Origin of the sequence: Marinospirillum celere, from assembly GCF_900112235.1 — a bacterium.
GTDB lineage: Bacteria > Pseudomonadota > Gammaproteobacteria > Pseudomonadales > Halomonadaceae > Marinospirillum > Marinospirillum celere.
Genome location: NZ_FOLH01000008.1, coordinates 32524 through 58354 on the forward strand (window position 1 = coordinate 32524; position 25831 = coordinate 58354).

The 25831-nt window shown below is 50.6% G+C and carries 18 protein-coding genes and 1 tRNA gene; 10 read left to right on the plus strand and 9 right to left on the minus strand.

Translation table 11 applies throughout. The features are described from left to right. Window positions 1-125 precede the first annotated feature (125 nt). The 3 genes from BM185_RS14065 to BM185_RS14075 all read left to right on the plus strand — a co-directional run bounded on the left by BM185_RS14065 (window position 126) and on the right by BM185_RS14075 (window position 5396). Complete coding sequence (locus tag BM185_RS14065) at window positions 126-3041, plus strand: ribonucleoside-diphosphate reductase subunit alpha (protein WP_091965071.1); 2916 nt, start codon at window positions 126-128, stop codon at window positions 3039-3041. Between the two features lie 32 nt (window positions 3042-3073). Then, window positions 3074-4327, plus strand: coding sequence for a ribonucleotide-diphosphate reductase subunit beta (locus BM185_RS14070; RefSeq protein ID WP_091965073.1), 1254 nt, complete (start codon window positions 3074-3076; stop codon window positions 4325-4327). Between the two features lie 304 nt (window positions 4328-4631). Next, window positions 4632-5396 (plus strand): SH3 domain-containing protein, encoded by a 765-nt coding sequence (locus BM185_RS14075; RefSeq protein WP_091965075.1) that lies wholly within the window; start codon window positions 4632-4634, stop codon window positions 5394-5396. Here BM185_RS14075 and BM185_RS14080 read toward each other — a convergent pair whose 3' ends face one another. Both BM185_RS14080 and fdhD read right to left on the minus strand, forming a co-directional pair. Continuing rightward, complete coding sequence (locus BM185_RS14080) at window positions 5397-6296, minus strand: helix-turn-helix transcriptional regulator (protein WP_218149454.1); 900 nt, start codon at window positions 6294-6296, stop codon at window positions 5397-5399. It lies immediately after the preceding gene. Next, entirely contained in the window at window positions 6293-7156 is an 864-nt protein-coding gene (gene fdhD / locus BM185_RS14085) for a formate dehydrogenase accessory sulfurtransferase FdhD (protein WP_091965077.1), read from the minus strand. The genes BM185_RS14080 and fdhD overlap by 4 nt, the downstream gene beginning before the upstream one ends. A gap of 101 nt (window positions 7157-7257) precedes the next feature. Here fdhD and BM185_RS14090 point away from each other — a divergent pair, with 101 nt between their 5' ends. After that, window positions 7258-7893: a flavin reductase family protein gene (locus BM185_RS14090; protein WP_218149455.1), complete on the plus strand. Its 636-nt coding sequence runs from the start codon at window positions 7258-7260 to the stop codon at window positions 7891-7893. 7 nt (window positions 7894-7900) lie between these two features. On the opposite strand, the gene BM185_RS14095 is transcribed toward BM185_RS14090, so the two are convergent. The 3 genes from BM185_RS14095 to BM185_RS14105 all read right to left on the minus strand — a co-directional run bounded on the left by BM185_RS14095 (window position 7901) and on the right by BM185_RS14105 (window position 10982). Continuing rightward, window positions 7901-8545 (minus strand): cyclic nucleotide-binding domain-containing protein, encoded by a 645-nt coding sequence (locus tag BM185_RS14095; protein WP_091965079.1) that lies wholly within the window; start codon window positions 8543-8545, stop codon window positions 7901-7903. Between the two features lie 80 nt (window positions 8546-8625). After that, window positions 8626-10470, minus strand: coding sequence for a sensor histidine kinase (locus BM185_RS14100; protein ID WP_091965081.1), 1845 nt, complete (start codon window positions 10468-10470; stop codon window positions 8626-8628). Between the two features lie 435 nt (window positions 10471-10905). Beyond that, a tRNA-Met gene (locus BM185_RS14105) sits at window positions 10906-10982 on the minus strand. A gap of 215 nt (window positions 10983-11197) precedes the next feature. On the opposite strand from BM185_RS14105, the gene phbB reads away from it, so the two are divergent. Beyond that, complete coding sequence (gene phbB / locus BM185_RS14110) at window positions 11198-11935, plus strand: acetoacetyl-CoA reductase (protein WP_091965083.1); 738 nt, start codon at window positions 11198-11200, stop codon at window positions 11933-11935. 56 nt (window positions 11936-11991) lie between these two features. Here the strand turns inward: phbB and BM185_RS14115 are convergent, their stop codons facing one another. After that, window positions 11992-14673, minus strand: a complete 2682-nt coding sequence (locus BM185_RS14115; RefSeq protein ID WP_091965086.1) for a DUF349 domain-containing protein — start codon at window positions 14671-14673, stop codon at window positions 11992-11994. A 191-nt stretch (window positions 14674-14864) separates the two neighbouring features. Here BM185_RS14115 and BM185_RS14120 point away from each other — a divergent pair, with 191 nt between their 5' ends. The 5 genes from BM185_RS14120 to sbcB all read left to right on the plus strand — a co-directional run bounded on the left by BM185_RS14120 (window position 14865) and on the right by sbcB (window position 20676). Beyond that, window positions 14865-17315 (plus strand): phosphoketolase family protein, encoded by a 2451-nt coding sequence (locus BM185_RS14120; protein ID WP_091965088.1) that lies wholly within the window; start codon window positions 14865-14867, stop codon window positions 17313-17315. 71 nt (window positions 17316-17386) lie between these two features. Beyond that, on the plus strand, window positions 17387-18088 hold the full coding sequence (minC, locus tag BM185_RS14125; protein ID WP_091965090.1) for a septum site-determining protein MinC: 702 nt from the start codon (window positions 17387-17389) through the stop codon (window positions 18086-18088). A gap of 27 nt (window positions 18089-18115) precedes the next feature. Further along, window positions 18116-18928: a septum site-determining protein MinD gene (gene minD, locus BM185_RS14130; RefSeq protein WP_091965092.1), complete on the plus strand. Its 813-nt coding sequence runs from the start codon at window positions 18116-18118 to the stop codon at window positions 18926-18928. Next, window positions 18925-19188 (plus strand): cell division topological specificity factor MinE, encoded by a 264-nt coding sequence (gene minE, locus BM185_RS14135; protein WP_091965094.1) that lies wholly within the window; start codon window positions 18925-18927, stop codon window positions 19186-19188. Before minD ends, minE begins: the two co-directional genes overlap by 4 nt. Window positions 19189-19209: 21 nt before the next feature. Beyond that, window positions 19210-20676: an exodeoxyribonuclease I gene (sbcB, locus tag BM185_RS14140; protein WP_091965096.1), complete on the plus strand. Its 1467-nt coding sequence runs from the start codon at window positions 19210-19212 to the stop codon at window positions 20674-20676. On the opposite strand, the gene BM185_RS14145 is transcribed toward sbcB, so the two are convergent. From BM185_RS14145 to BM185_RS14155, 3 genes are all read right to left on the minus strand, one after another. Next, the gene (locus BM185_RS14145) at window positions 20663-23434 is read right to left on the minus strand and encodes an insulinase family protein (protein ID WP_177203579.1); all 2772 of its coding nucleotides are present in this window, start codon (window positions 23432-23434) and stop codon (window positions 20663-20665) included. The two genes, sbcB and BM185_RS14145, sit on opposite strands and share 14 nt — an antisense overlap. A 164-nt stretch (window positions 23435-23598) precedes the next feature. Continuing rightward, on the minus strand, window positions 23599-24270 hold the full coding sequence (locus BM185_RS14150) for an SOS response-associated peptidase (protein WP_091965100.1): 672 nt from the start codon (window positions 24268-24270) through the stop codon (window positions 23599-23601). Window position 24271: 1 nt separating this feature from the next. Next, window positions 24272-25522: a GGDEF domain-containing protein gene (locus BM185_RS14155; RefSeq protein WP_091965102.1), complete on the minus strand. Its 1251-nt coding sequence runs from the start codon at window positions 25520-25522 to the stop codon at window positions 24272-24274. Between the last annotated feature and the right edge of the window lie 309 nt (window positions 25523-25831).

Consider the following 25831-nt stretch of genomic DNA (forward strand, 5'->3'; position numbering starts at 1 on the left):
GGAATCGCTACACAAATTGTCCACAGGATACTCACTTGCAGAAGTAGGCAAACAACACTATCTTGTGCCTCAGAATTTATCAGACCCTATATGTAGGGGTTTTTACTCAAAGAGATGGACACGAAATGAGCACGACAACAAGCGATTATCAGGCCGAAGCCTCGTCGACCCAAGCAGCTGACAAGGATTTGCAAACCACTGCTCCAGGAAAGCTGCGAGTCATCAAACGTAATGGCGAACTGGCTGCTTTTAATGCCAGCAAAATCTCTGTTGCCATGCGCAAGGCTTATATTGCAGTTGAAGGTGAAGGTGCTGACACCTCCAGCCGTATGCGTGATCTGGTCGAAAAACTGACCGATCAAATCATGGACACCTTTATGCGTCGTATGCCCGAAGGTGGCACCCTACATATTGAAGATATCCAAGACCAGGTTGAGCTGGCGCTGATGCGCTCAGGTGAACAAAAGGTTGCACGCGCCTATGTACTCTATCGTGAAGAGCATGCGCGCTTGCGTGCTGCCCAACAGGAAGGGATCGATAAGCCGCACCCAACCATCAGTGTTGAACATCGTGATGGTCAACGCCGCCCTCTGGATTTGGGGCGTATCGAAACCCTGGTTGAAGAAGCCTGTGCAGGCCTTGAACGAGTTAACGCCAAAAAGATTGTTGAAGATTCAATCAAAAACCTCTACGACGGTGTTCCTGTCGATGGTGTATCCACCGCCCTGATGATGACCGCGCGTACGCTGGTAGAAAAGGAGCCTGACTATACCTACGTTACTGCGCGCCTGCTGCTGGATAACCTGCGTCGTGAAGCCTTGTCCTTCTTGGAAGTGGCTGAGGAAGCCACTCAGGAAGATATGAAAAAACTGTACCCTCAGGCATTCAAGGTCTATATCGAAAAAGGTATTGAATTTGAGCAGTTGGACCCCCGCTTGGCCGAGTTTGATTTGGAGCGCCTGGGTGCAGCCTTGAATCCTGAAGCAGACAACCAGTTTACTTACCTGGGCCTGCAAACACTTTATGACCGCTACTTCCTGCATCATGAAGATGTGCGCTATGAGCTGCCCCAGGTGATGTTTATGCGTGTCGCTATGGGCCTGGCATTGAATGAAGAAGACCGGGAAGCTCGTGCCATTGAGTTTTACCAGGTGCTGTCCTCCTTTGACTATATGGCTTCCACACCGACCCTGTTTAACTCGGGCACTGTACGGAGCCAGCTGTCGAGCTGCTACCTGACGACTGTTCCTGATGATCTGGATGCCATTTACAACGCGATTCATGATAATGCCATGCTGTCCAAGTGGGCCGGTGGCCTGGGCAATGACTGGACACCAATTCGTGCTATGGGTTCGCGCATCAAGGGCACCAATGGTAAGAGCCAGGGTGTTGTTCCCTTCCTTAAAGTCGTCAACGACACGGCTGTGGCGGTCAATCAGGGTGGCAAGCGCAAGGGCGCTGTGTGTGCCTACCTGGAAACTTGGCACCTGGATATTGAAGAATTTCTGGAGCTGCGCAAAAACACCGGTGATGATCGTCGCCGTACCCATGATATGAACTCAGCAAACTGGGTGCCTGATCTGTTTATGCAGCGGGTCTTTGAAGATCAGGAGTGGACCCTCTTCTCACCCAATGATGTACCCGATCTTCATGACCTCTTTGGTCAGGCATTTAAAGAAGCCTACGAAGCCTATGAGGCCAAAACCCAAACCGGTGAGATTAAGCTGTTCAAAAAGGTCAAGGCGGCAGATTTGTGGCGTAAGATGCTGTCGATGCTTTTTGAAACAGGCCACCCCTGGATTACCTTCAAAGATCCGTGCAACCTGCGTTCACCTCAGCAGCATGTGGGTGTGGTGCACTCTTCGAACCTTTGTACCGAGATCACTCTAAACACCAGTGCTGATGAAATTGCGGTATGTAACCTGGGTTCCATCAATCTGATCCAGCATATTAATGACCAGGGTCAGTTGGATGTAGAGAAACTTAAGCGCAGCGTTAAAGTCGCTGTGCGTATGCTTGATAACGTCATCGATATCAACTACTACGCCGTACCCCAGGCTCGCAAATCCAATTTAAGGCACCGCCCGGTAGGTCTGGGAATCATGGGCTTTCAGGATGCGCTCTATAAGCAGGGTATCGCCTATGCTTCCAATGAAGGGGTGGCCTTTGCCGACCGTTCAATGGAGCTGGTGAGCTACTTTGCAATTGAAGCCTCGTCAGACTTGGCGGCTGAGCGTGGACGCTATGAAACCTATGAAGGCTCCTTGTGGAGCCAGGGCATTTTGCCTTTGGATTCCATAGAGAAGCTGCGCCAGGAAAGGGGCGAAAAGTATCTGGAAGTGGACACTTCAAGCACTCAGGATTGGAACGCTCTGCGGGAAAAAGTGGTCCAACAGGGTATGCGCAATTCCAATGTTATGGCCATTGCACCCACGGCAACAATTTCCAATATCTGCGGTGTTTCTCAATCTATTGAGCCGACCTACCAAAACCTCTATGTGAAATCTAACCTGTCAGGCGAATTCACGGTTGTTAACCCCTATATGGTGAAAGACCTGAAAGAGCACGACCTGTGGGATGAGGTAATGGTCAACGATATCAAGTACTACGATGGCTCCTTACAGCAGATCGACAGGATTCCTGAAGAAATTAAGCAACGTTATGCCACCGCTTTTGAAGTGGAGCCCCGTTGGTTGGTTGAGGCTGCTTCACGTCGCCAAAAGTGGATAGATCAGGCCCAGTCGCTCAACCTTTACATCCAAGGGGTTTCCGGCAAAAAGCTGGATGTCACCTACCGGATGGCTTGGTTCCGCGGTTTGAAAACCACCTATTATCTGCGCGCACTGGGTGCTACCTCGGTTGAAAAATCGACGGTTGAGCGAGGTAACCTGAATGCTGTGAGTACAGCTCCGGCTGCGGCACCTGCTGCTGCCCCAGCTCCCGAACCCAGAGGTTTGGATGATTTTTTGGAAGGACGCAGTGGCCAAGGCGTTCCCAAGGGCGGCGATATAGATGACCTGGGCTGTGAAGCCTGTCAGTAAAATGTTTTATAGGACTAGACGAGGTAGATGTCATGTTGAGTTGGGATGATTACGAAGAAGATACGGCGGTAACTGCCCAGAAATCCAAGGCGGCTGAATCCGAGCAGCCGCCAGCTGTTGCACCTGAACCTGCGGCTGTATCCAAAGCCGTTGCTGAGCCAGCACGCCAGTATCAGCCCCAGCCTCAGGGTGACCTGCATGCTCGTGCTGCTGAAGCCTTGAAAAACCTTGATGTGGCTGCAGGCCTGGAAGAGTTGGAAATGGGCGCTGGCCGTATTGCTGTTGATGATAAGCGCATGATCAACTGCCGTGCGGATTTGAATCAACTGGTGCCTTTTAAATATGAATGGGCCTGGCAGAAGTACCTGGATGGCAGTGCCAACCACTGGATGCCGCAAGAAGTTAATATGAATGCGGACATTGCCCTGTGGAAAAGTCAGACCGGCTTAACCGAAGATGAGCGTCTGATTGTGATGCGTTCATTGGGCTACTTCTCCACCGCGGATTCCTTGGTAGCAAACAACCTGGTGCTGGCTATCTACCGTTTGATTACTAACCCCGAGTGTCGCCAGTACCTGCTGCGCCAGGCTTTTGAAGAAGCGATTCACACCCATGCTTACCAGTATTGCGTGGAATCCTTGGGTATGGATGAAGGTGAAGTCTTCAATATGTACCGGGAAGTACCTTCGGTAGCGGCTAAGTCAGCCTGGAGTCTGAAGCACACCCAGGCAATCGCACGTCCTGATTTCCAGACGGGTACACCGGAAACGGATCAGGAACTCTTGCGCAATATGATTGCCTTCTATGTGGTGACTGAAGGTGTCTTCTTCTACTGTGGTTTCAGCCAAATTCTTTCCATGGGCCGTCGTAACAAGATGACCGGCGTGGCTGAACAGTTCCAGTACATCCTGCGTGATGAGTCCATGCACTTGAACTTCGGCATCGATATGATTAACCAGATCAAAATCGAAAACCCCCACCTGTGGACGCCCGAATTTCAGGATGAAATCACCCAGATGATTTTGGAAGGGACTCAGCTGGAAATTGACTATGCTCGCGATACCATGCCACGCGGTGTACTGGGTATGAATGCGGCGATTATGGAAGAGTATCTGCACTTCATCTGTAACCGCCGTTTGGCGCAAATCGGCCTGAAAGAGCAGTTCCCGGGAGCGACTAACCCCTTCCCCTGGATGAGCGAGATCATTGACTTGCGCAAAGAGAAAAACTTCTTTGAGACCCGAGTTACTGAATACCAGGTGGGTGGTGCTTTAAGCTGGGACTAACCGGTTGAAGTAGAAAAAACATTAAATAGCCTGGCTTAGATCCAGGCTATTTTTTTGCATAACTGCTGTTAATATAAACCTACTGTTACTAGAGTTCCTTTCGATACAAAGAAGCTATTACAATATAGCTATAAGAAACTGACCTAAGTATTTGCGGTCTGTAGCTTCCTGTGGTTATCCTAGGCAAGCTTTCATAGGGAGATGAGACACATAAGCTACTTTTTATTGAATTTCTAGTAGGTCGTCAGAGCAGGTCACCTGACCTGGTTCTTCTGTAATCGTATATAGCAGGTGGACAGGATAGATGAATGGATCTTCAAGAAATATCGCTCAGCGCTCGCTTTCCGGTCGTGTAGAGCTGGTTGCCAGCACTTTTTTTGGCTTAAGCCTTGCATTTTTGCTGTTGGTTGCCTTTCCAGCGGTGAGCCAGGCAGATGCTTCCTCCACCTGGACGGTAGCAGTCCCTGTTGCCAATGTAAGGGCTGAGCCTCATGGTTCCTCCGAGTTGGTGACCCAGTTGTCGGCTGGTGACCAAGTGGCAGAAATTCAACGTCAGGGTGTTTGGTTACAGATACGCTTGCCGGATGAGCGTTTGGCTTGGATGCATCAGGTGACACTCAGTCAATCCATTCAGTTGTTTGGTTTAGCCTTGCCTGAAGCCGAACGAGCTGCAATGCGCACAGCTATTAGTGAAGCAGGTGTGAGAGTCGTTCGTGAAGTGGATAGCTATCCCTATGATTTGTATGACCCTTCTCCTTGGATGGCGGGGGCAACAGAAATGGCTGTTGGCTACACCCTGGATGAAGAGTTGTTTGCGGTAGCAGAAATTACTTTTCGTTCTTTTAATGATACTGAGCAGGTACGCCAGATTGCAGAACAGGTTCGCGATCAACTCGGCCCCTGGCAGCGAGTGATGGGGCGCAGAGCCGAAGGCCCGGTAGAATTTGAGTGGCAAAGAGGTGGCGTTCAGGTTCTTGTGCATCGTGGCTGGCCGGATACAACGACCTACCTGACTTATGAAATGCCTGATCGCATGGAACAAATGCAGCAAGCCCTGCAGAATCGCTAATTAGTCTTTACGGTCTTCACCATTCCAGACCAGCTTGCCGCACTGGCCAAGCTGATAGCCTTCCAGTTGTTCTGCTTTGCGTCTTCCCTCTTCACTTTGTAACCATTCGAACAGCTGTTGTAAGAGGGTCCTGAAGTACACGGGGCGAGGCACAACCAGCTCAAAAGCCTCTTCATAAACGGGCAGAAAGCCCAAACCTAATTCAGTTGCGGCAGCCAGAGTGCCAGGGCCCAGATCAGCACGATGCTGGGCTATAGCGGCAGCGGTTTCTCGTTCAGTGAGGGCCATTGCAGTTTTATCCAAGCCTTCCAACTGAGCACCCTGTTGCCCTAGCCAATCCTTCAAAAAACGTTGTGAACCAGCTCCTTCCTGGCGTACCACCCAGCGTTTTTTAAGTAGTTCGGCCAGGGGTTGCTGCTCATCTTCCTTACGTAGCATTAAGCCTTGCTGACGTTTGAATAGGTGAACCAAGACCCAGTGGCGTGCGCCGGTATATTGACGAATCAGCGCAGGGTGACGGAGGTGGCTTTCTTCTGCTTTCCCCCAGTGGAGGGTGCAACAATCCACTAAACCCTGAGCCAAAAGGCTTAATCCGGCCTGGGTGCCTGTGGGCATATAGCTGTAGAGGGCCTGGTACTGTTGCTCCTGCATCATTCTTAACAGGGCGGCTTGCAGGAGGGGGTCATCACTTCCTGAAATCAGTAAGCGGTCACTCAGAACACCGTGATGACTGGATTCCATCAACCACTGATCCACCAGTTTGCGGGGGAAGAGCCACTTACCGGTTACCTTGGTTGCTGGTAGGTGGCCGTCACTGGCTAATTGATAAACTTTTTTCTCATTAAGATGCAGGTAGGTAGCGACTTCCCTGACGGTCATATAAGGACTGCTTACAGTCATTTCCTATCTCCGGGGCGCAACGGGGGTGGGGCATCCAGTTCAAGACGCTGGTCGGCACTAAAGACCTGAAAATGCTTACCTTTGGCTCTTGCCAGCATCAGAATATCCAGCTTGCGGGCAATCTCCAAGCCCATTTGGGTGGCACCCGAGCGGGAAAGAAGAACGCTAATCCCCATCTGTGCGGTTTTCATAACCATCTCTGAGGTCAAGCGGCCGGTGGTGTAGAAAATAGCCTGCTCTGGGTTAAGTCCTTCCAGCCATAGGCGCCCGGCCAGAGTATCAACCGCATTATGACGGCCTATGTCTTCACAGAAGGCCAGAACCTCCCCTTCAGCGGTACAAACCGCACAGCCATGCACAGCACCCGCATTGCGGTAGGTGGCATTATAGTCATTCAAGGCTTGCAGCAGCTTGTAAACCTGGGATTGCTTGAGTTGCCATTGTGGCAGTTCTGCTTGCTCCAGTCGGGCCATTTGATTGCCAAAAACAGTACCCTGACCACAACCAGTCGTGACAGTACGCTGGGAAAGAATTTCTTCCAGGTTTTCCGCGGTTCTGGCCGTACGTATAGCCGCAGCCTCGACTTCCCAGTCGACCTGAATGGCTAGAATATCTTCAAGCTGTTCAACCAAACCCTGATTACGTAGATAGCCTAATACCAGGGCTTCAGGGTCTTCACCCAGAGTCATCAGGGTTACCAGCTCTCTTTTGTCCAGATAAAGTGTCAGAGGGCGCTCACAGGCCAGGGCCTGTTCCTGCCATTCGCCCTGCTCATTCATCACTTGTGTTTTCAGGGTTAAGGGTGCCCTAGCACAGGAAAGCTCAGGACCTTTCGTTGTTTTATTGGTGGCTGGCTGCATAGGTTGCTCTTGCTGTTAGTGCTAAAGGAAGCTTAGGATACCAAGAGCTTCATGGCTTTACAGCCTTGTTTTATTGATACTGGTATTCACAAGGAGTCTTTGTGCAAATCGATCTTCAGCCGCTGACGGCAACGACCCGTTATCATTTAATGACGCAAAGCATTCTGCCACGCCCTATTGCCTGGGTATTGACCCGCAACCTGCCTGCTGATTCAGGTGAACCTTCATACAACCTGGCTCCTTTCTCTTATTTCAATGCCGTCTGTTCAGATCCACCGCTGGTGATGTTATCGATGGGCCACAAGGGCCCGGAAGAACCCAAGGACACCCGTCGTAATCTGATTCAAGGAGGGGATTTTGTGATTCACTTGCCGAGTGTTGAACAGGCCAAGGATGTAACCGCCAGCGCTGCAACCCTGGCTTATGGTGACTCGGAACTGGAGCATTTGGATGCAGGCGAGTTGGTGGAGTTTCCAGGTTGCCCTTTGCCGCGGCTAAAGGCAGCACCAATTGCTTTTCATGCCAGGTTTTATGATGTGCATTATCTCGGTCCGGGAAAACAGGCGGTGATCTATGCCGAGCTTTTGCAGGTGCATGTGGATGACCAAGCCATTACGGAAGATAAAGCCAAGGGTCGTTATCTGATTGATGCTCAAAAAATAAACCCTTTAGCCCGTTTGGGTGGTGCTCAATATGCGTCCTTGGGTGAATTCTTTGCCGTTAAAAGGCCGGATTAAGCTAGGGCTAGGTTGCTTGGCGTGCCAGCTTGCTGGCCATGTCCATGCCAAGAGCGCCCTGAAGGGCGTCCTTGATCTCTGAATCACGTGCATAAAGGCGATCCAGAGCATCTGCTGGCCATTCCAGATAACGAGCTGGCTCGTCAGCGACAACATCAGCACTGGTGAGCTGGCCGCTGATAAAACTCATCTCACCTACAAAGTCACCTGGCTTAAGTGTTGCCCGGGGCTGGCCTTCGACCTGCACGCTGAGCTTTCCGGACAGCAGTAGTAGCAGTGCATTCAATTTCTGGCCTTGGTGAATCAGCGGCTCTCCGGCAGGAATTTCGTGGGTTTTGGCCAACCGTAATAGGCGGAGCATTTTACGAGGTTTGAGTAAACGGAGTGTGGTGCTCTGCAGCCACTGCTCCTGTTCATCGAGTTTAACCGGGCGTCGCTGTAGAAGAAGAATCGTGAGATTAATCGCATTGATGATAATAAACGCGGTTTGCCAGCCTATTGCCGAATAGAGAGGAGCCGACTGGAAGTAGAAGTAAGGCAGGGTGCTGGTTGCTGCCAGGATAGTAATTGCCCTTAGCCAGGCCATGTCACGAACCATGTAGGCGAGGCAGAAAAGCAGGTTGGCAAGATAAAATAGAGAGGGGGTTAGCACTGAATCATCCTGTAACTCCCTGGAACGGGCTAAAAATTACTTAGTAGTCAATTGGTTTTCGCTAAGTTACACCAAAAACATCAGGCATTGAAGGTGGTCAGCTGCACTTCGGTTCCAGATGAGTCACTGAATATCTGTAGCTCGCCACCTATGGAGGTTGCACGTTTGTGCAGGTTGGTCAGGCCCCTGCCGTTGGCCTTGCTGTCCAGGTCAAACCCACAACCGTTGTCACGAATGGAAAGTTGCAGGCCTTGTGCAGCCTGTTGCAGAGTAAATTCGATTCGCGTGGCTTGTGCATGCTTGAGTACATTACTTAGGGCTTCCTGAACGATTCGCAAAATAGCTAAGGCTTCTTCGGGACCTAATTCAATCTCTTCTACAGCACCCTGCAGCTTCCAACTAATCGTTATGCCCGCCCGTTTTAGTCGGGGTTCCATGCGAAAGCGCAGGGTTCCCAAAGCGGTCACTAGGTCACCGTCTTCCAATGAAAGGGTATCAATAACCAGGCGCATGTCATCCAAGCATTCTCGCAGCACTTGGGCCACTTGCTGGTGATTAAGATCGCTTGCTTCTACCAGCACCAGGGAAGACAGGAGCTGAGAACCCAGGCCATCGTGCATGTCACGCATAATCCTTTGGCGCTCGCTGGTACGCACCTGTTCGGCTTCCAGCTCACGCAAAGATTCATAGTTGGCGGCCAATTCGCGCTCACGTTCCTTGACGCGTTGAGCCAGTTCGTAGCGATTGGTTTCTTCCCACTGGAGGGCATCGGTAAAGCGAGCAACCAATACCAGGCCCATGGAAGCGAGGATCAGGGATACCGCTATATAGCTGAGATAAATATCCGAGTAGGTCAGCCAGCCAGCCTGAAGCGCCGAGTCATGCACAAAGGCCGCAACACTTAAGACTATCCCTGTCGCCAAAGCAATGCGGTCCCAGCTGGGCTGTTGCCAGGTCGCCCGAAAAATCAACAGCACAGCAAAGACATTTAGTGGCATGGCTCCCAGATACCACCAGGCGTCCCACTGCACAAAACGCTCACCAATGAGTAACATCGTCAGGGGGCCGGCGGTGGCATAGGCCAGGGCTGACCGCTCCAGCCAACGGCGATGGAACTGAGCCGTTCGGAGAATAAACAGGCACAAGAGAATATTTCCAAAGCCAGTTAAACCATAAAAGACAGCGCGACTGAGCAGCCAGTAATCCAAAGGAATCAGAGGTAAAAGGTTATAGGCAGAGCGCAAGCCCCAGGCCAGCATCGCTAAACCAAAAAGTGCATAGCCCACTTCTTTGCGGCGGCGCACCCAAATGGCTAACAGGAAAAGCCCGCCCAACAATAAGACGGTCACTGAAATAACAATCAACCCATGTTCAACAAAGTAGCGTTGAAAGTACCTTGGCTGAATTAAGTCTTCACTACCAACCAGGGGGACACCCAGTGTAGCGTTCGGCCAGCGGGTATCCATTTTAATCAGCAGCTGATTATCGCCTTGCTGCAGGGTATCCAGAGGCAGGCTAATAAGGTGCGGGCGCAACCAGCGGGCCTGGGTCGTGGGGTCATCACCGCGTATCCAGGCCAACAAGGTGCCATTCAGGTAGATTCGACCACCGTGATAGAGGCGTGGTAGATAGAGCTGGAGGGGTTCGTTGAGAGGGGTGTTCAGAGAAAACTCGGTGCGAACCCAAAGGGTAATCAATTCCTGCTCTCTGTTGTCCACTCCCGTATCGAAGTTAAAGGGCTGCCAGGCGCGGCTGTCATCGGGAGGCCTTATCTCTTCGCTATAGGGGCCAACCAGAACCTCGGCTTGTGACAGAGCTTGTTTAACTCCCTCAATGGCATGCAGATGGCTGCTCAAAACTAGCAGTCCAACCACTAGCAGTCCAAGTAGTTGGGCTTTCATGCCGGGAGTCATTTGAACATGCATGGGTTTAACGCTTGGTTTTGGCAAGTGTTGAGCCTTATTGGCCTGAAGTTCTCAGGAGGCATAGAAAATAGAAAGAAGACGGCAGCAAGTAGAGAAGTTTACCGCTATTGAGGAAGGTTACCTGAAAAACTGATCCTTACGCCACTCTGACGTTTCCAAATTAATGAGCTTCGCAAAATAAACGTCATAGATGTGGTTAGTGAGACAGCTCAGAGATTGGACCTGGGAGTGATTGATAAATCATTCGGGCTTTTAAATTGCCAGGTTGGCGATTTGCTTGAACGCCATGAAGAGGACTAGCGGACCAGGTTATATCCTACTAAGCTAAAGTTAATAGAATGGCTTAAGGTCAGCCACATTTTGCCACCTGGTTTTTTGGGACCAGAAACCAAAAAAGGCAGATCAACTAAGTTATTGATCTGCCTTCTAAGAATTTGGTAGCGGGGGCCGGATTTGAACCGACGACCTTCGGGTTATGAGCCCGACGAGCTACCAGGCTGCTCCACCCCGCATCAGTGGCGCGAATTATACGTGTTTTATGACACCTGTCAATACACGACCAAAGGTTGTTTGCAATTAACAGGTAAATCACTAAATTGTGACTAGTGGGTTCTGGGCAACATAAAAATAAAAAGCTTATGAGCTACGTTACTGGATAAGAAAAACAAGAACAGTGTTGTAAAACTCCGGCATTAGCCGGTCATTATTTTTATTGAGGGAGTTCACTATGCAAAAACAAGTTGCTTGGGTAACCGGAGGTACTGGTGGTATCGGAACGGGCATTTGTAAGGCATTGGCTGATGCTGGCTATCAGGTGGTAGCAGGCTATTCCAATGAAGAAAAAGCCAAGGCTTGGCAACAAGAACAAAAAGCAGCGGGGTATGATATTGCGATCAGCTATGCTGACGTCACAGATTTTGACTCAGTTCGTAAGAGCTATGCAGAGATTGCTGAGCAGTTTGGCACGGTTTCTGTGTTGGTCAATAATGCCGGGATAACAGCCGACGGCATGCTCAAGAAGCTGGATTTTGAAAAGTGGCAGGCGGTTATCAAAACCAATTTGGATAGTGTGTTCAATACGTCCAAGTCTTGCCTGGATGCCATGCTTGAGCAGCAGTATGGTCGAATTATCAATATCTCTTCCATTAATGGTGAGAAAGGCCAAATGGGGCAAACCAACTACTCTGCGGCCAAAGCAGGCATGCACGGCTTTACCAAAGCCTTGGCTCAGGAAACGGCTCGCAAGGGGATTACTGTTAACACCATCTCTCCAGGGTATATCGCTACGGATATGATCATGAAGATCAAAGAAGATGTTCGTGAAGGGATTAAGGCGCAGATTCCTGTTGGGCGCTTTGGTGAGCCTGAGGATATTGCGCGTATCGTGGTTTTTCTTGCTGACGAAGCATCCAGTTTTATTACGGGTGCCAATATTTCAGCGAATGGTGGTCAATTCATGCACTAAGCCAATATGAGTGTTGAGAGACTAACAAAAGGGCAGGGCGACCTGCCCTTTTGCGGTTAAGCCTGGTGAAGCTGTTGTAAGGCGAGTATAAACCTTTGACCGAGAGGGCCTTGACGGCTGGCTATCGCTTCTTGCCAGGTTTTTAGGGCTTCTTCGGCTTCCTGGGTTTTTTCCTGTGGGGCTGCTTCACCCTTGATGCCTGCATTGAGTCTTTCGACTTGTAGCTGCATTTTTAAAGCTTGGTCTTCTTCAGGTGAGCTAATGCCAGCCAGGGTTTCCAACTGAAGAGTTAGCTTCCTGGCAAGTTCAGTGTTTTCTAGCGGCTGGTCGTCAGGTAGTGCTTCCCAAAGGCTGAGTAGCTGGTTGAGCTGCTTTTGCTTTTGTTGTTGCTGACGGGCCAGCTGTAGCTGCTTTTTGAACTTCTGTAGCTGTTCATCCCAACCGCTTTGATCAGAGCGTGGAAGAGGGCGGATGGTGGATGCTTCCCGCTGCTTTTCCAGGGCAAGCTCAAGGTCACCCTCGCTGAGTGCTAGTTCTGCTGTGTTCAGCAGTTCGCGGGCCTGCTTCAGATTATCCTGCTGCTGTTGCAGGTGTTCATCTTTTTGTTGATCGCGGCGCTCAAATAGGCGGTCGCAGGCGGTACGAAACTCCTTCCAAAGCTGGTGCTCCAGGCTCCCAGGCGCTTTACCGAGGTCACGCCATTGCTTTTGCAAGTCTTTGCTGGTGGCTGTTGCGGCCTTGATGTCCGTTTCTTCCAGAAGGGCTTTGGCTGCCTTGATGAGTTCGCGCTTTTGCTCAGCATGATTTTTACGCAGCTGATAGAGATGATCTTTAATGGGCTGGAGTGCAAGTTGGAAACGCTCGGCAAGGCGCTTGCCTTCTGCCCGGTTAACCGGATTAAAACGACGCCATTCTTCATGAACCTGAGTGAGGAGTTGGTCCAGTGCGTTTTCATCAAGCTCTTGCCGCTGATTGCTGCTAGTCAGTTTTTCCAACTCTTCACAAATAATTCGGCGCTGCTGCTGGTTGTACTCACGCTGCTGAGCTTGTTCGGCAAACCAGGCTTTGCAGGGTTCATAAGCTAGGTCCGCTGCCGCTTTAAAGCGTTTCCAGAGGGCTTTGTTCATAGCGGCTGAACCCAGCTCTTTCCATTCCTGTTGTAAAGCCTGGATGCGGTCTGCTTTGGCTTGAGGCTCCATGCTTTGATCTTCAGCCAGGGCTTCCATCTGTTCACACAGGCTTTCACGCTTGGGTGCAGCAACAAAGCCCTGCCAGTCTTTGAGTTCGGCAACGCGGGCGGTTAGTCGATTGAAGTAGGCGGACTGCTGGTTACGAAAACTGGTGGGAGCAGCAGCAAAGTTGTCTTGCAGCTGTTGCAGGATTTTTTGGGCATCACGGCTGTTGCCTTCATCCAGGTGACCTTCAAGCAACTGGAGTTTATTTAGACAGCTTTGCTCGTTAAATGGCGGCTGGCCTGGAACTGTTGGTTCTGGCTGGAAGGGCTTGAGCTCTTTGACTAGTTCTTGCAGTTCATGAATTTCAGCTGGCGCCTGAATGGCTAAAGGCCAATTGATCAGGCTGATCAGCTTTTGGGCGGCCCTGAGCTGTTGAGATGACCACTCACTTTCTGCTAACAGGATTTGTAATTCCGGCAGGTGGTTTTTAAAAGTTTGCCAACTGGTTAGCAGGGGGTGGAGCTGATTCAGGCTTAGTTGCCATTGTTTGGCAAGGTTTGGCTCAGCTAGATGCTGGCTGGTGCTTTTAGTCCAGGCTGCTTGTAATTGCTGAAATTCTTCATGTAGCAGATCGCCCTGTTCACTTAGGGTGTTAGCGAGCTGGTTTTGCAGCAGTTGAAGCTGCTCGAACAGTTGTTTCTGCTCTTGGCGGGCCGCTTGCTTTTGTTGCTCTGCAAGGCGCAGAGCTTTTTCTTCGGCGGCCAACTGCTCAGCTCTTTGTTGAGCCATTTTTAGTAGTTCTTGGTAGCGCTGGGTGAGTGATGCAGGCGCAGGAAAATGCTGAAGCTGTGACCACTGCCGCTGCATGTGCTCCAGGCGAGCCGCAAAGAGTTGTTGGTCTTTGCTGTTCAGGTGTTGTTCCAGCTCTCGTACCAGTTTTTGTTGGTGGTCGCGAGCTTCCAGCGCTTCCTGCTGTTTGGCTCTAATCGCCGTGAGACGTTCCCTGGCTAGGCGTAAAACTCTTTTGTCGCCCTGAGCCTCTTTGACCAATTGCTCTAAACTGGTTTCCTGTTGAATCTGGCTTGCTGCCTGGTAACGCACTCGTGCCATGGAATTGCTGAGAGCTATCTCCAACCAGTCGGCTTCATCGCTTTCCAACTGCTGCATAGCCTGCAAGCGCATTTCTTGTTCGTTGGCGCTACTAATAACTGCAAGCAAGAGTCCTGGCTGCTGGATTTTTTCCAGCAGCTTTTTGCGCTCGGCTTCTTCTTTGCCTGGGTCTGTTAGCTGCTCGACAAGATATTGGATCAGCAAATTCGTCACAGCTGGCTGAAGTGGTTTTTCCAGTAGGCTGGCCAGTTGTTCCGGTTCAGGGAAAAGGGGAAGGGCGTTTTGAACTAACTGGGGGTCTTTTTCTTTTTCCAGCCACTCCAGAAAATGCTGCTGTTGCAGCTTGTCCTGCAAATCTAATCTTTGTAGGGCCATGAAACGGATGCTGCGCTTGCTGTGTTCAAGCGAAGGTTTGAAGAAGCGCGGTGCGATTCGGACTAACAACGAATTCATGACTAAGAGTGCCCTTGCTACCAGATCGATAAAATTGATTCTTTCAGTTATTTGCACCGGTTTGAAGGTGCAAAGCCTAGCCAGGACGAATAGACTAGAAGAAAAAGAGGCGTCCTGACAGAGAGCCTGCCATTCTATCAGATGAAGGCTTCAGGCGCGCAGTATAAGTTATCGCCTGACAAGGAGTTTTTATGACTGCCCATTTCTATGCTGCTGAAACAGATCTTCTACATGTTGAACAGGAAGCACAGCGTTTGCGCGCCAGTGATCCTGAGTTTGCTGCCTGGGCTGAAGGCCATGGGGTGATAGTACATCAGCCGCTTACTCAAGTCAGAATTGCTGGGCTTTTGGATCAGCAGGAACAACAGGGTGAAGATAGACGGTTTCTTCTGCAAACCCTGAAAGCGGCTGACCGCCTGGCCAATGCAGCCATGTGGCTGGTTGTTCATGCCACCTACGCTAAAAAAGTTGATGTGGAGGGTCAGCCCTTAAAGCCTGGTGATTTCAAGGAAGACCCTCAGGGCCATACGGGTGGATCACTCAATATGGTGCCAGCCTATGTGGGTTATATGCTTTCTAATCTACTGGGAGGAACCACGCGAAGCTGGCTAATGGAACAGGGCCACTGTGTAGCAGCGATAGACAGTGTTAATTTACTCTTGGGTAACCAGAAAGAAGTGCATGCCAAGGCTTATCCTGAATGGAGTTCAGAAGTGCTCAGCCGTTTTGTGCAGGATTTCTATTCTTATGCGTTAACTGATGAGGGCAAGCCTGCCTCTCCTCTGGGTAGCCACATGAATGTAAATACTGCTGGTGCGGTCAGTGAAGGCGGCTATCTGGGTTTTACTGCCCTGCAATATGTTCATGCCAGTGAGAAGGGAGAGCGTTTAGTGGCTTTCCTTTCTGATGGTGCCTTTGAAGAACAGCGTGGCAGTGACTGGTCGCCACTTTGGTGGCGTGCCGAAGATACCGGCTGGGTGGTCCCCATCATGATTGCCAATGGACGCCGTATTGATCAGCGATCGACCCTAATGATGGAAGGGGGTGCCGACTGGTTTGCCGACCACCTTTATCATCATGGTTTTCAACCAGCAGTGATTGATGGCCGTGATCCTGCGGCTTTTGCCTGGGGCATTCTGATGGGCGAACAGTGGCTGGAGGATGAGGCCGCAGAAATAGCCGCTGGGCGTAGGCAGTATCCGGCCAGACTACCCTATGTCATTGCGGAAGCACCTAAAGGGTATGGTTTTCCCGGTGCTGGTACGAATCGCGCCCATGGCACGCCTTTGCCAGGAAACCCTGCAAAGGATGAAGAAGCGCGGCGTCTGTTTAATGAAGGTGCTTCCCGACTCTGGGTGGCTACTGATGAGTTGCATCAGGCCGTCAAAAGCTTTCAGCAGCATCAACTCCAAAGGCGTTGCCTGGAGCGTGACCACCCTTTGGCTAACCGTCGGGTTGAATCTCCCCAAATACCTCAATTATCAGAGCTGATGGTTCAAAAGGCAGAGCACTCACCCATGGCCGCTGTGGATGTTGCTTTTTGTGCGCTGATCAAAGCCAACCCCAAGCTAAGGGTTAGAGTCGGTAATCCTGATGAGATTTCCAGCAACAACATGAACCTGACTCTAGCTAAGCTAAAGCATCGGGTTCCCCAACCTGAATTATCTCAAGATGAAGCCTTGGATGGAGCTGTGATTACGGCTTTGAATGAAGAAGCCGTAGTCAGTGCTGCTTTGGCTAATAAGGGTGGCCTGAATTTGGCCGTTTCTTATGAGGCTTTTGCCGTGAAAATGCTGGGTGCTTTGCGCCAGGAAATTATTTTTTCACGCCATCAAATTGAAAAGGGTGAACGACCAGGCTGGTTGTCGGTGCCGGTGATTTCCAGTTCGCATCTTTGGGAAAACGGCAAGAATGAGCAGTCTCACCAAGATCCGACACTGGCCGAAGCCCTGATGGGGGAAATGGCTGATGTTTCTCGCGTCCTCTTTCCAGCCGATGCTAATTCGGCAGCAGCTGCTTTGCTGGACGTTTATCGTTATACCGGACAAATTGCCAACCTGGTCATTCCCAAACGCAGCTTGCCGGTGCACCTGAGTGCTGAGCAAGCTCAGGAATTGGCAAAAAACGGCGCCTTATGGATGGCTGGCAAGGCTGATGCCCCTTTACAGCTGGTGGCTATAGGTGCCTATCAGCTCACTCAGGCTCTCTTGGCCTGGAGGCGTTTGGATGCGCGGGGTCAAAAGGCTTCTCTGGTGTACCTGCAGGAGCCGGGGCGTTTCCGTGTGCCCAGAGACAAGGAGGAAGCGGCCTGGCAGGCACCCACAGCGGTGCGCGAGCGTCTTTTTCCTTCAACAGTCAGCAAGCGGGTGTTCTTGTGTCACGGGCGGCCTGAAGTCTTTTTAGGGCACCTGCGCTCTCTGGATCTGGGTGCTGCACACACTCAAGCCTTAGGTTATATCAACCGCGGCGGCACCTTGGATGTTATGGGACTGTTGCTGGCTAATCAGTGCAGTTGGGCACATGCTGTTCAGGCTTGTGCTGAGGTCACTGGGCAGGCTCTTGATACCTGGTTGGAAGCTAAAGAGATTCAAGCCTTGCAGGGGCAGGCTCCTTTGACTGAATTGCTGAATTTAGGGCGTTAAGGTTTTTTTAATGGGATGCTTGGTAGAATTCAAGTATCTTGATTTTTACTATCCAGAGGCGAGTACTTGTTATGGCTGATGCTGCCAATCCGCGTTTGAATCTGGTGACGACACCTTTTCGTCTTAAAGGCACTTCTTTGCCTGCCACCTTGATGCAGCCCAATACAGACCGCCTACATCTTTTGGAAACAGAGCTAAAGCAACGGCTTGCAAAGGGTAATAGCCTGCTGAAGGCTGCCCCTTTGGTTGTTGAATTAAAGGATTTAGAAAGCTTCAACCTTCGGGGATTTCAAAAACTCTGCACTGATTTAGGCATTCAGCTGGTAGCCATCAGAAGTGCCGACTCGGCTTTTCAGTCTGAAGCCAAGTCTCTGGGTCTAATGGCTTTGAATACTCAGGAGCGTCCTTTGGTGGCAGCCAATCAGGAAGAGCTGGGTGCAAGCAAAGTTTATGAGGGTTCGGTGCGCAGTGGTCAGCAGCTTGTTCATGAAAAAGGCGATCTAATCGTTTTGGGCAGTGTCAATCCAGGAGGTGAAGTGCTTGCCAGTGGGCAGATACATGTTTATGGCGCCTTGCGGGGGCGTGCTTTGGCGGGTATTCATGGGGATGTTCAAGCAAGAATTTTTACCCTGGGTTTGAAAGCGGAATTGGTGGCCATTGCAGGCCACTATCAAACCAGTCTTGATTCAAAAGCAATACAGACAGGTGAAGCTGTCTGTATTGCGCTGCAGGATGAAAAACTGGTGATATCCAAGTTAAGCGGCATGAGTTAAACAGCAAGGAAAAGGAAGGGGAAGGTTTTGGCAAAAGTTATCGTGGTGACATCAGGCAAGGGAGGTGTGGGTAAAACGACCAGCTGCGCCTCCCTGGGAACCGGGCTAGCTCTGAGAGGCCACAAAACGGTGATGATCGATTTTGATGTGGGCCTGCGCAATCTGGATCTGGTGATGGGGTGTGAGCGCCGGGTTGTTTATGATCTGGTCAATGTGATCCAGGGAGAAGCCAGCCTGCACCAAGCATTAATTCGTGACAAGAGAGCAGATGACCTCTTCATGCTGCCTGCCTCCCAAACACGCGATAAAGATGCACTAACACTGGAAGGTGTTGAGCAGGTGATTGATGCGCTCAGCCTTGATTTTGACTATATTCTTTGTGACTCTCCTGCAGGAATTGAGCGGGGTGCCCAGCTAGCGATGTATTTCGCTGATGAAGCGGTTTTGGTGACCAACCCCGAGGTTTCTTCGGTTAGGGATACCGACCGCATTATCGGGCTTTTGCAGGCTAAAACCCGGGCTGCTCAAAATGGCGGAAAAATTCATGAGCACCTGCTGCTGACCCGCTATAACAGTCAACGCGTTGCTGAGGGAGAAATGCTGTCTTTGGATGATGTGCAGGAAATTCTGGCCGTTCCTTTAATCGGTTTGATTCCTGAATCCGAGGCGGTGCTGAAAGCGTCGAATAAAGGTATTCCCGTTATCCATGAAGAGGGTACAGATGCGGCTATCGCTTACCAGGATGCAGTGAGCCGCTTGCTTGGTGAAACCCTTCCCCTGCGTTTTGCCGAGCCACAAAAATCTGGTTTTTTCAGTCGAGTGTTCGGAGGCCGTAAATGAGGTTTAAAGAACTCTTTCAACGCAATGAAGAGACTTCGGCTTCTGCTGCCAAGGAGAGGCTAAAAATCATTCTTTCTCATGAGCGAACCCTGAGAGGTCAGCCCGAGTTTCTGCCACGTTTGCAGCAGGATATTCTGGATGTGGTGAAACGCTATGTGGCTGTTTCCAATGATCAGGTTCGAGTGCAGATGCAAGAAAGCGACAGGCTTTCAATTCTTGAAATTAATGTTACTTTCCCAGAAAAGCACCTATCCAGTTAATCCAATTAATCAGGCGATTTAATGAGTTCAGCAGTCCAGGACACTACCTTTTTATGGCATGACTATGAAACCTTTGGAGCGGACCCCCGCCGAGACCGCCCCTGCCAATTTGCTGCAATAAGAACGGATGCTGAGTTCAATGAAATTGGTGAGCCGCAAATGTTTTTCAGCCAGCCAGCTGATGACTATTTGCCTCACCCTCAAGCAGTCTTGATAACCGGCATCACGCCTCAGCAGGCTTACCGCGAAGGCTTGCCGGAAACTGAATTTGCGCAGCGTATCCAAGAACTGATGTCAGTGCCCAATACCTGTGTCCTGGGCTATAACTCCATCCGTTTTGATGATGAGGTGAGTCGCCACCTTTTTTACCGTAATTTTATTGACCCCTATGCGCGGGAATGGCAACACGGAAACTCGCGCTGGGATTTGATTGATGTGGTTAGAGCAACTTACGCACTTCGCCCTGAAGGGATCAACTGGCCTCTAAAGGAAGATGGATCACCCAGTTTTCGTTTGGAAGATTTAACCGCCGCCAATGGTATTCATCATGGTGCCGCAGCTCACGATGCTTTGGCGGATGTTCGTGCAACCATTGCTTTGGCTCGTTTGCTCAAAGAAAAGCAACCCCGCCTTTTTGAGCATTTGCTTAGTTTGCGCGGTAAACACCAGGTGGCGCCACTGCTGCAAGTGCATAACCCCAAACCTTTGTTGCATATTTCCAGTCGCTACCCGGCAAGCCGCGGCTGTGCAGCTATTGTTTTGCCTTTGGCCCAGCACCCATCCAACCCCAACGGGGTGATTGTTTATGATCTTGCTGCAGATCCTCGGCCGCTATTTGAGTTGAGTGCAGAGGCGATTCAGCAAAGGGTTTTCACCTCAACGGAAGAGTTGCAGGCGCAGGGTTTGGAAAGGCTGCCACTTAAAGTGGTGCATATTAACCGTTGTCCGATTCTACTACCCGCCAAAGCAATGGAGCCCCATCTGGCTGAGCGCCTGGGGCTGGATTTGCGTGAAAATGAAAACCACTGGCAGCAGCTGGTGGCCAGTGATCTGAGTCAGAAGGTGCAGCAGGTTTTTGCTTCAGGTCCAGGTACTCAGGAGATGCAGGACCCTGATTTGATGCTCTATTCGGGGGCCTTCTTCTCATCACGGGATAAGCAGGCTTTTACAAGCATTCATCAGGCTCACCCGGAGGAGTTGGCGGAGTTGGATTTGGCTTTTGAAGATTCGCGTCTTGAAGAAATGCTATTTCGCTACCGTGCGCGTAATTGGCCTGAAACCCTGACTTCTACAGAACGTGAGCGTTGGGATGAATTTCGTTGGCAAAAGATGAATTCAGCCCAGCTTTCCAGTTTGACCCTGCAGGGTTTACAAGCGGAGCTGGTTCGTCTGAGCCAGCAGCCCCTGGAAGAAGAACAGTTGTTTCTTCTTCAGGAGCTACAGCTCTATGTTGAATCCATCTTGCCGCTACAGTTTATGGATTATTAGTTTCCAAAATCCTGACGGGCCAGCTGTCTGGATCGGCTTCCTGTCCTGGCAGGAGGCGCCCTCTTCTTTCTGGAGAGCTGCCTACCAAGTAGGCAGCACGTGAGAAGTTCATCAACTGGGTATAGAAAGTGGTCAAGGCTTCACGGTCGATGCTGGCTACTTCTTTTGCGACTCTATCCTTGTAGTCGAACTGGTAACGCCCGTTACCGATTTCCTGCCAAAAACCATCCGCACGCTGGCTCAAGCGCTTATCACTCTCTGTCAGGCGGTTGATCAGGCTTTGACGGTGCTCTTCAAAGTCTTGCTTGTCCAGTTTTTCCAAACGTTGCAAGTCACTGCGTAGAAAGGCTTCTATGGCTTCGGCCAGCTCATCGGGCTCTGTATCCGGTGACTGGATGAAGTAGAAAAGCCCCGGTTGATCAATCAGGGGTAAAAAGTTGCTAAATACTGCGTAACCCAGTTGCTGGCGCGTTCTGAGTTCATGGAAGAAGGCAGAGGATTGCAGTTGAGCAATCAGCCTGAGGTAAGCCTCTTCTTTGGGGTCACCGCTTTTACCCTGGAAGTAAAAGAGTAGAGCGCGGTCATTGTGTTCCAGGTTGAGTTTTTTACTCCACTGTCCGGGTGGCAGCTGTTTGATGCCCAGACGTTCTACGTCTTCTGGAGTCAGGCCGGGCTGGAGTCTTTGCTGCAACTTGTCGGCGAGCCGTTCCACCGCTGCCGGTGTGTGATTGCCCCAGCTGAGTAGTTGAACATAGAGCTGATTGGGAAAGGTTTCCACAAAATCAGCAAGGTCTTCAGCCTTTAATTTGGGCAGAGCTTTCAACTGTTCTTCAGGAGTCCAGGAAGGGCTCAAGCTATCGTTAAAGGTCTGCCGGATGAGCTGCTGGGGAAGTCGATCACGACGCTGGTTGATCAGGGCTTCTTCTTGGCGTAGTTGAAGACGCTGGAAGTGTTCTTCATCCACACTGGCTGTTAACAGGGTTTCGAGCAGCATTTCCAGTAAGCGTTCTTGCTCTGAGTTATAGCCACCGAGGCTAAGGGTTAGGCCCCGTGAATGAGCATGGATGTCATAGTTCAAGCCAGCAAGCCGGGCAGGATAGCCGGGTGCATTCAGCTCATCTTGTAACCAGCGTGCAGTCAGTTGAGCCAGTAGGCGCTCACGCAAACTAGAGGTAACGCGTGGATTCTGAAGGCTGATATAGAGTTGGGCTCTGGGTGCTTCAAAGCTGGTGTCCAAACCCTGCCAAACTTCCATGCCGGTGGTTTCTTTGATTCGTTGAGGCTGCAGCTGCTGTTCGCCGTCATTCAAAGTCAGGTTGCTGGGAATAAAGGGGTTAGGCCCCGGCAGGCGAAGCTCAAGAAACTCGGGTGGAGCAACTAAGCGTGCCCGGTTTTCGCTTAAGGGTTGCTGTAGACGATACTCGGCGGGGAGCCAAGGAGCTACTGAGTCTGTTTCAACGTCAGGACTGATATGGAGGGTCAGGCGGTTGTCAGGCTTCAGTTGGTTGAGATAGTCACGAATCAACTCGGCATCAAAGGTATCCCAGGCAGAATGAACTCGGAGGAGGTCTTCGATTGGATAAAGAGGCATTTGCATGGCCAAGTGAGTGGCCAGGTTGCTCGGGTCACTTCTTTCCTGGTAACGAAAGCTGTTGGCCGCTATCTTTGCTTTTTCCTGAAAGCGCCATTCTTCAATACCTTCTTCACGAATCAGGTTGAGCCAGGCAAAGACCGCAGCTTCAATTTCCTTTAGGTGCTCTTCGCCCGTGGGCGTTAATTGTAGGTTGATACTGAAGAGGGCTTCCTGACCAGTGCGCATTTGGCTGCCAGCCGATAGTTCAGTAACCCAGCCCTTCTGCTTGAGTGCGTCCAAAAGACTGCCTTGACCTTCATGGCCTATAAGGTGGGCTAAGTAGGTGTCAGGTTTCTTTTTGAAATCAGCTGTAGAGTCCGCAATTGGAAATAAAAGCTGAAGCTGTCGGGTTTGGCGTAGAGGTTTGATTTCCAACAGGGCAGGCAGATCTTCGGATCTGACTAACTCTGGCCACTTGGGATCAGGCTCACTGGTCTTGGTTTCCAGGTCCAGAAAGTGCTTTTCAGTGAGGGCTTCCAGCTCGTTCAGGTCCTGAGGGCCGATGATGACCAGTGTCATGCGATCAGGGTGATAGTAGTTTTCATGGTAAGCCAGCATGGCTTGACGCAAAGCAGGGTCTTCTATATCCAAGGAGTCTCGATTACCCGCACTAAACCGAGAGGACGGATGCTCTGGATTCAATGCCTGACGAAGGGCTGCCAGTCTCAGTCTGCCATCGTCTTGCAGGGTGGCGCTCCATTCGGAGTGAACAGCATTGATTTCTCGTTCCAGGTAATCGTCGGAAAGAAGGGGGTCAACAAAAAAACGGGAAAAGCGGCTGAGGGCACCGTCCAGGTGTTCGGGACGGATATCAAAAAAATAGTTGGTGTCCCTGGGAGCGGTAAAGGCATTGTAACTGCCGCCATGTTGGCGGATATAGTTCTGGTAGGCATCGGATTCAGGATAGGTGGCGGTTCCCAGAAAAAGCATATGTTCTAAAAAATGTGCCAAGCCAGGCCATTCATCCGGGTCCTGCAGGCTACCAGCGGCGACATTCATGGAGGCTGCGGCCTTCTCGGCATCAGCATCGCTGATCAGGAGAACCCTAAGTCCATTGTTGAGCTCCAGGCTTCGGTATTCGCGAGTGTCCAGTGGACTTGTAATGGGTGTAGGTAGAGAAGTCATGGGTTCCTGACGAGTTAATGAGCTGCAGGCTGCTAGGCTGATCAGGGTGGCAGCAAGGATTAGAGCTGAGCAGTAGAATCTAGTTGTGGTTACAGACATGACAAGAGTTCCTGATCTAAAGTTAACAGGTTAACTGGCAATGATCAGCAGGGAAAGTTCCCTGCTCACTTGGGTTTACGCCTATCTGCTATGGGGGATGCTACCTGGGAGCTTTGATTGTCTGGGTTGTTGACCAGATCGCTAACGGGGTAGAACTCAAAGCCCTGTTCGCAGGGCTCTAAAAGGGCTTGGCAGTCAGCACTGGGAGTGGCTTTATTAAGCCAAACTTGCAGTTGAGCAGAATCGATGGTCAGTGGTGTTCTTGGTGAGAGCTGTCCCAGCCAGCGGGTAGCCGGGGTGCTGATTAATCCAAAGGAATCATAGCTGCGCCCAGGTGCGACTGGATAGCGAGTCCAGAGTCCGGCAAGAAAAAATGGGCGATTGTGCTCTTTTCTGATCGCAAAAGCTTGTTTGCGACGTTTCATTTGTAGCCAAAGGTAATAGCCAGTGACTGGAATCACGCAGCGCCGACTTTCCCAGCTTTCTTTAAACATAGGGCTGGTTAATAGTTTCTCACTGCGCAGGATATAGGGTGCCTGGTCGAGCTGTTTCATCCAGGGCGGTGTGAAACTCCAAAAAGCCTGGTCCAGTGTTAGCTGTTGCTCAGGCTGCCTGAGTATCGAGAGTGGGCGACAAGGGGCAAGGTTAAAGCCGGTTATCAGCTCGGACATCTGGATGACCGGCTGTCCCGTTTCCAACTCCAGGTTGCACGGCGTTACGATGAGTCTTCCGCTCATGTTATTTCGCCAAGGCTATTTGATTGCGTCCAGCCTTCTTGGCTTTATAGAGGGCTTGATCCGCGGCCTTAATCACTTCTTCTGGGTTGCCCAGATCTGACCCGCGCTCTGCGATGCCCATACTGATGGTGACAGATACCCAGTCCTTGGATGTTTGATTACGTTTTTGTTTGCCTTCTTTATCGCTTTTGGGTCTTTTTGACTCATCGCGAATTTTTACTTGATAGTTTTCAATGGCAATACGCAACTTTTCTAAATGAGGTTTAGCCTCTTCGGCCGTTTTACCTGGAAAGACCAGGGTGAATTCTTCGCCACCATAGCGATAAGCCTTACCGCCGCCGCCAACACGCTTTAATTGGGCAGCAACCATTTTGAGTACCTGATCACCCAGGTCATGGCCATAGGTATCATTGAAAACCTTGAACTTGTCGACGTCAGACATAGCGATCGCATAGTTCCTTCCCAGGCGCTGTAAACGTTCATTTAATGCCCTGCGCCCAGGTAGCCCCGTCAAATCATCGCGGAAAGCCATTTGGAAGGCTTCCTGAAGAACGGCCATACTTAGCATGATCAAGGCCAAACTGGTTACTAAAGCGGGTGCATATTCATGGTGAAAATGAGGCAGCGCCAACACCATGGCAACCAAAGCAACCCACTGGGCAGCATAATAAGGCTGAGGGTTGATAAGCAGCTGAATGAAGAGAACGGTGAGGCTGCCAATGAACGCAAACAGGGACAATTGGGGTAAGCCCAACTGCTCTATATATAAAGCAGGGAAGTGAACAGGGTTAAACAAGCCGTTCACTTCAGCGGGGTAGCGGTGGCCGATGGCCAAAAGGATGATGATAAAGAGACCGAAAACCAGTAAGCGCAAAAGCTTGTCCTGCAGTAAATGAAAGCGCTCAGGCCAAAGTGAGTTAACCAGGATGCAGCTAGGCAGCAAGAAGCTTAAAAGATTGTAGACTGTTGCCGGCTCAACCGGAGTTTCAGTGCCTTGAGTTACCGGGAGCTGAATACCCTTCATCATCACTTGGTAGCTAAGAAAAACGAACAGGATGGCAAAGAAATTACGGGTTCTTGCATAAGCCAGGGTTAGGAGCAAACCGATCAGAGCAAACAGCCAGACAGTGATTTCAGTAAAGCGAACCAGTCCGGAAGGTAAAAGGTTAAAGGTAATAACCAGTAGGACGCCAGCCGCTAATAACAGTGGCGCTATAAATAGAGAGAAAAGATGAGTCAGTCGGTGACGCACTGGTAACTTCCTTACAAAGGCTACTGCATTTTCACTGCAGTAAAGAACTATGGATTTAGATTGGGAGTATAAGGTCTAAAAGCCGCATTTCGAAATCGGTAATTTTTTTCCTTCAAGGTCTTGCATCTGTAAGAATTGTGCCTATAATACGCCTCTCTTGTCGGGGAGGTCTTGAAAAAGCGCTTGGCAAGGGAAGGCAAGGAAGTCTGCAAGTGGTTGGTTTTCTTTAGATTTTTTAAAGGCGATCAAAAATAAGCGCTTGACACTGGAGAGAAACGCTGTAGAATGCGCTCCACTGATTCGGCAGCA

Excerpts from the sequence above, each read along its gene's own strand:
- BM185_RS14065 (WP_091965071.1), top strand. The coding sequence starts at position 126 with ATGAGCACGACAACAAGCGATTATCAGGCCGAAGCCTCGTCGACCCAA.
- BM185_RS14070 (WP_091965073.1), top strand. The coding sequence starts at position 3,074 with ATGTTGAGTTGGGATGATTACGAAGAAGATACGGCGGTAACTGCCCAG.
- BM185_RS14075 (WP_091965075.1), top strand. The coding sequence starts at position 4,632 with ATGAATGGATCTTCAAGAAATATCGCTCAGCGCTCGCTTTCCGGTCGT.
- BM185_RS14080 (WP_218149454.1), bottom strand. The coding sequence starts at position 6,296 with ATGACTGTAAGCAGTCCTTATATGACCGTCAGGGAAGTCGCTACCTAC.
- fdhD (WP_091965077.1), bottom strand. The coding sequence starts at position 7,156 with ATGCAGCCAGCCACCAATAAAACAACGAAAGGTCCTGAGCTTTCCTGT.
- BM185_RS14100 (WP_091965081.1), bottom strand. The coding sequence starts at position 10,470 with ATGCATGTTCAAATGACTCCCGGCATGAAAGCCCAACTACTTGGACTG.
- phbB (WP_091965083.1), top strand. The coding sequence starts at position 11,198 with ATGCAAAAACAAGTTGCTTGGGTAACCGGAGGTACTGGTGGTATCGGA.
- BM185_RS14115 (WP_091965086.1), bottom strand. The coding sequence starts at position 14,673 with ATGAATTCGTTGTTAGTCCGAATCGCACCGCGCTTCTTCAAACCTTCG.
- BM185_RS14120 (WP_091965088.1), top strand. The coding sequence starts at position 14,865 with ATGACTGCCCATTTCTATGCTGCTGAAACAGATCTTCTACATGTTGAA.
- minC (WP_091965090.1), top strand. The coding sequence starts at position 17,387 with ATGGCTGATGCTGCCAATCCGCGTTTGAATCTGGTGACGACACCTTTT.
- minE (WP_091965094.1), top strand. The coding sequence starts at position 18,925 with ATGAGGTTTAAAGAACTCTTTCAACGCAATGAAGAGACTTCGGCTTCT.
- sbcB (WP_091965096.1), top strand. The coding sequence starts at position 19,210 with ATGAGTTCAGCAGTCCAGGACACTACCTTTTTATGGCATGACTATGAA.
- BM185_RS14145 (WP_177203579.1), bottom strand. The coding sequence starts at position 23,434 with ATGACTTCTCTACCTACACCCATTACAAGTCCACTGGACACTCGCGAA.
- BM185_RS14150 (WP_091965100.1), bottom strand. The coding sequence starts at position 24,270 with ATGAGCGGAAGACTCATCGTAACGCCGTGCAACCTGGAGTTGGAAACG.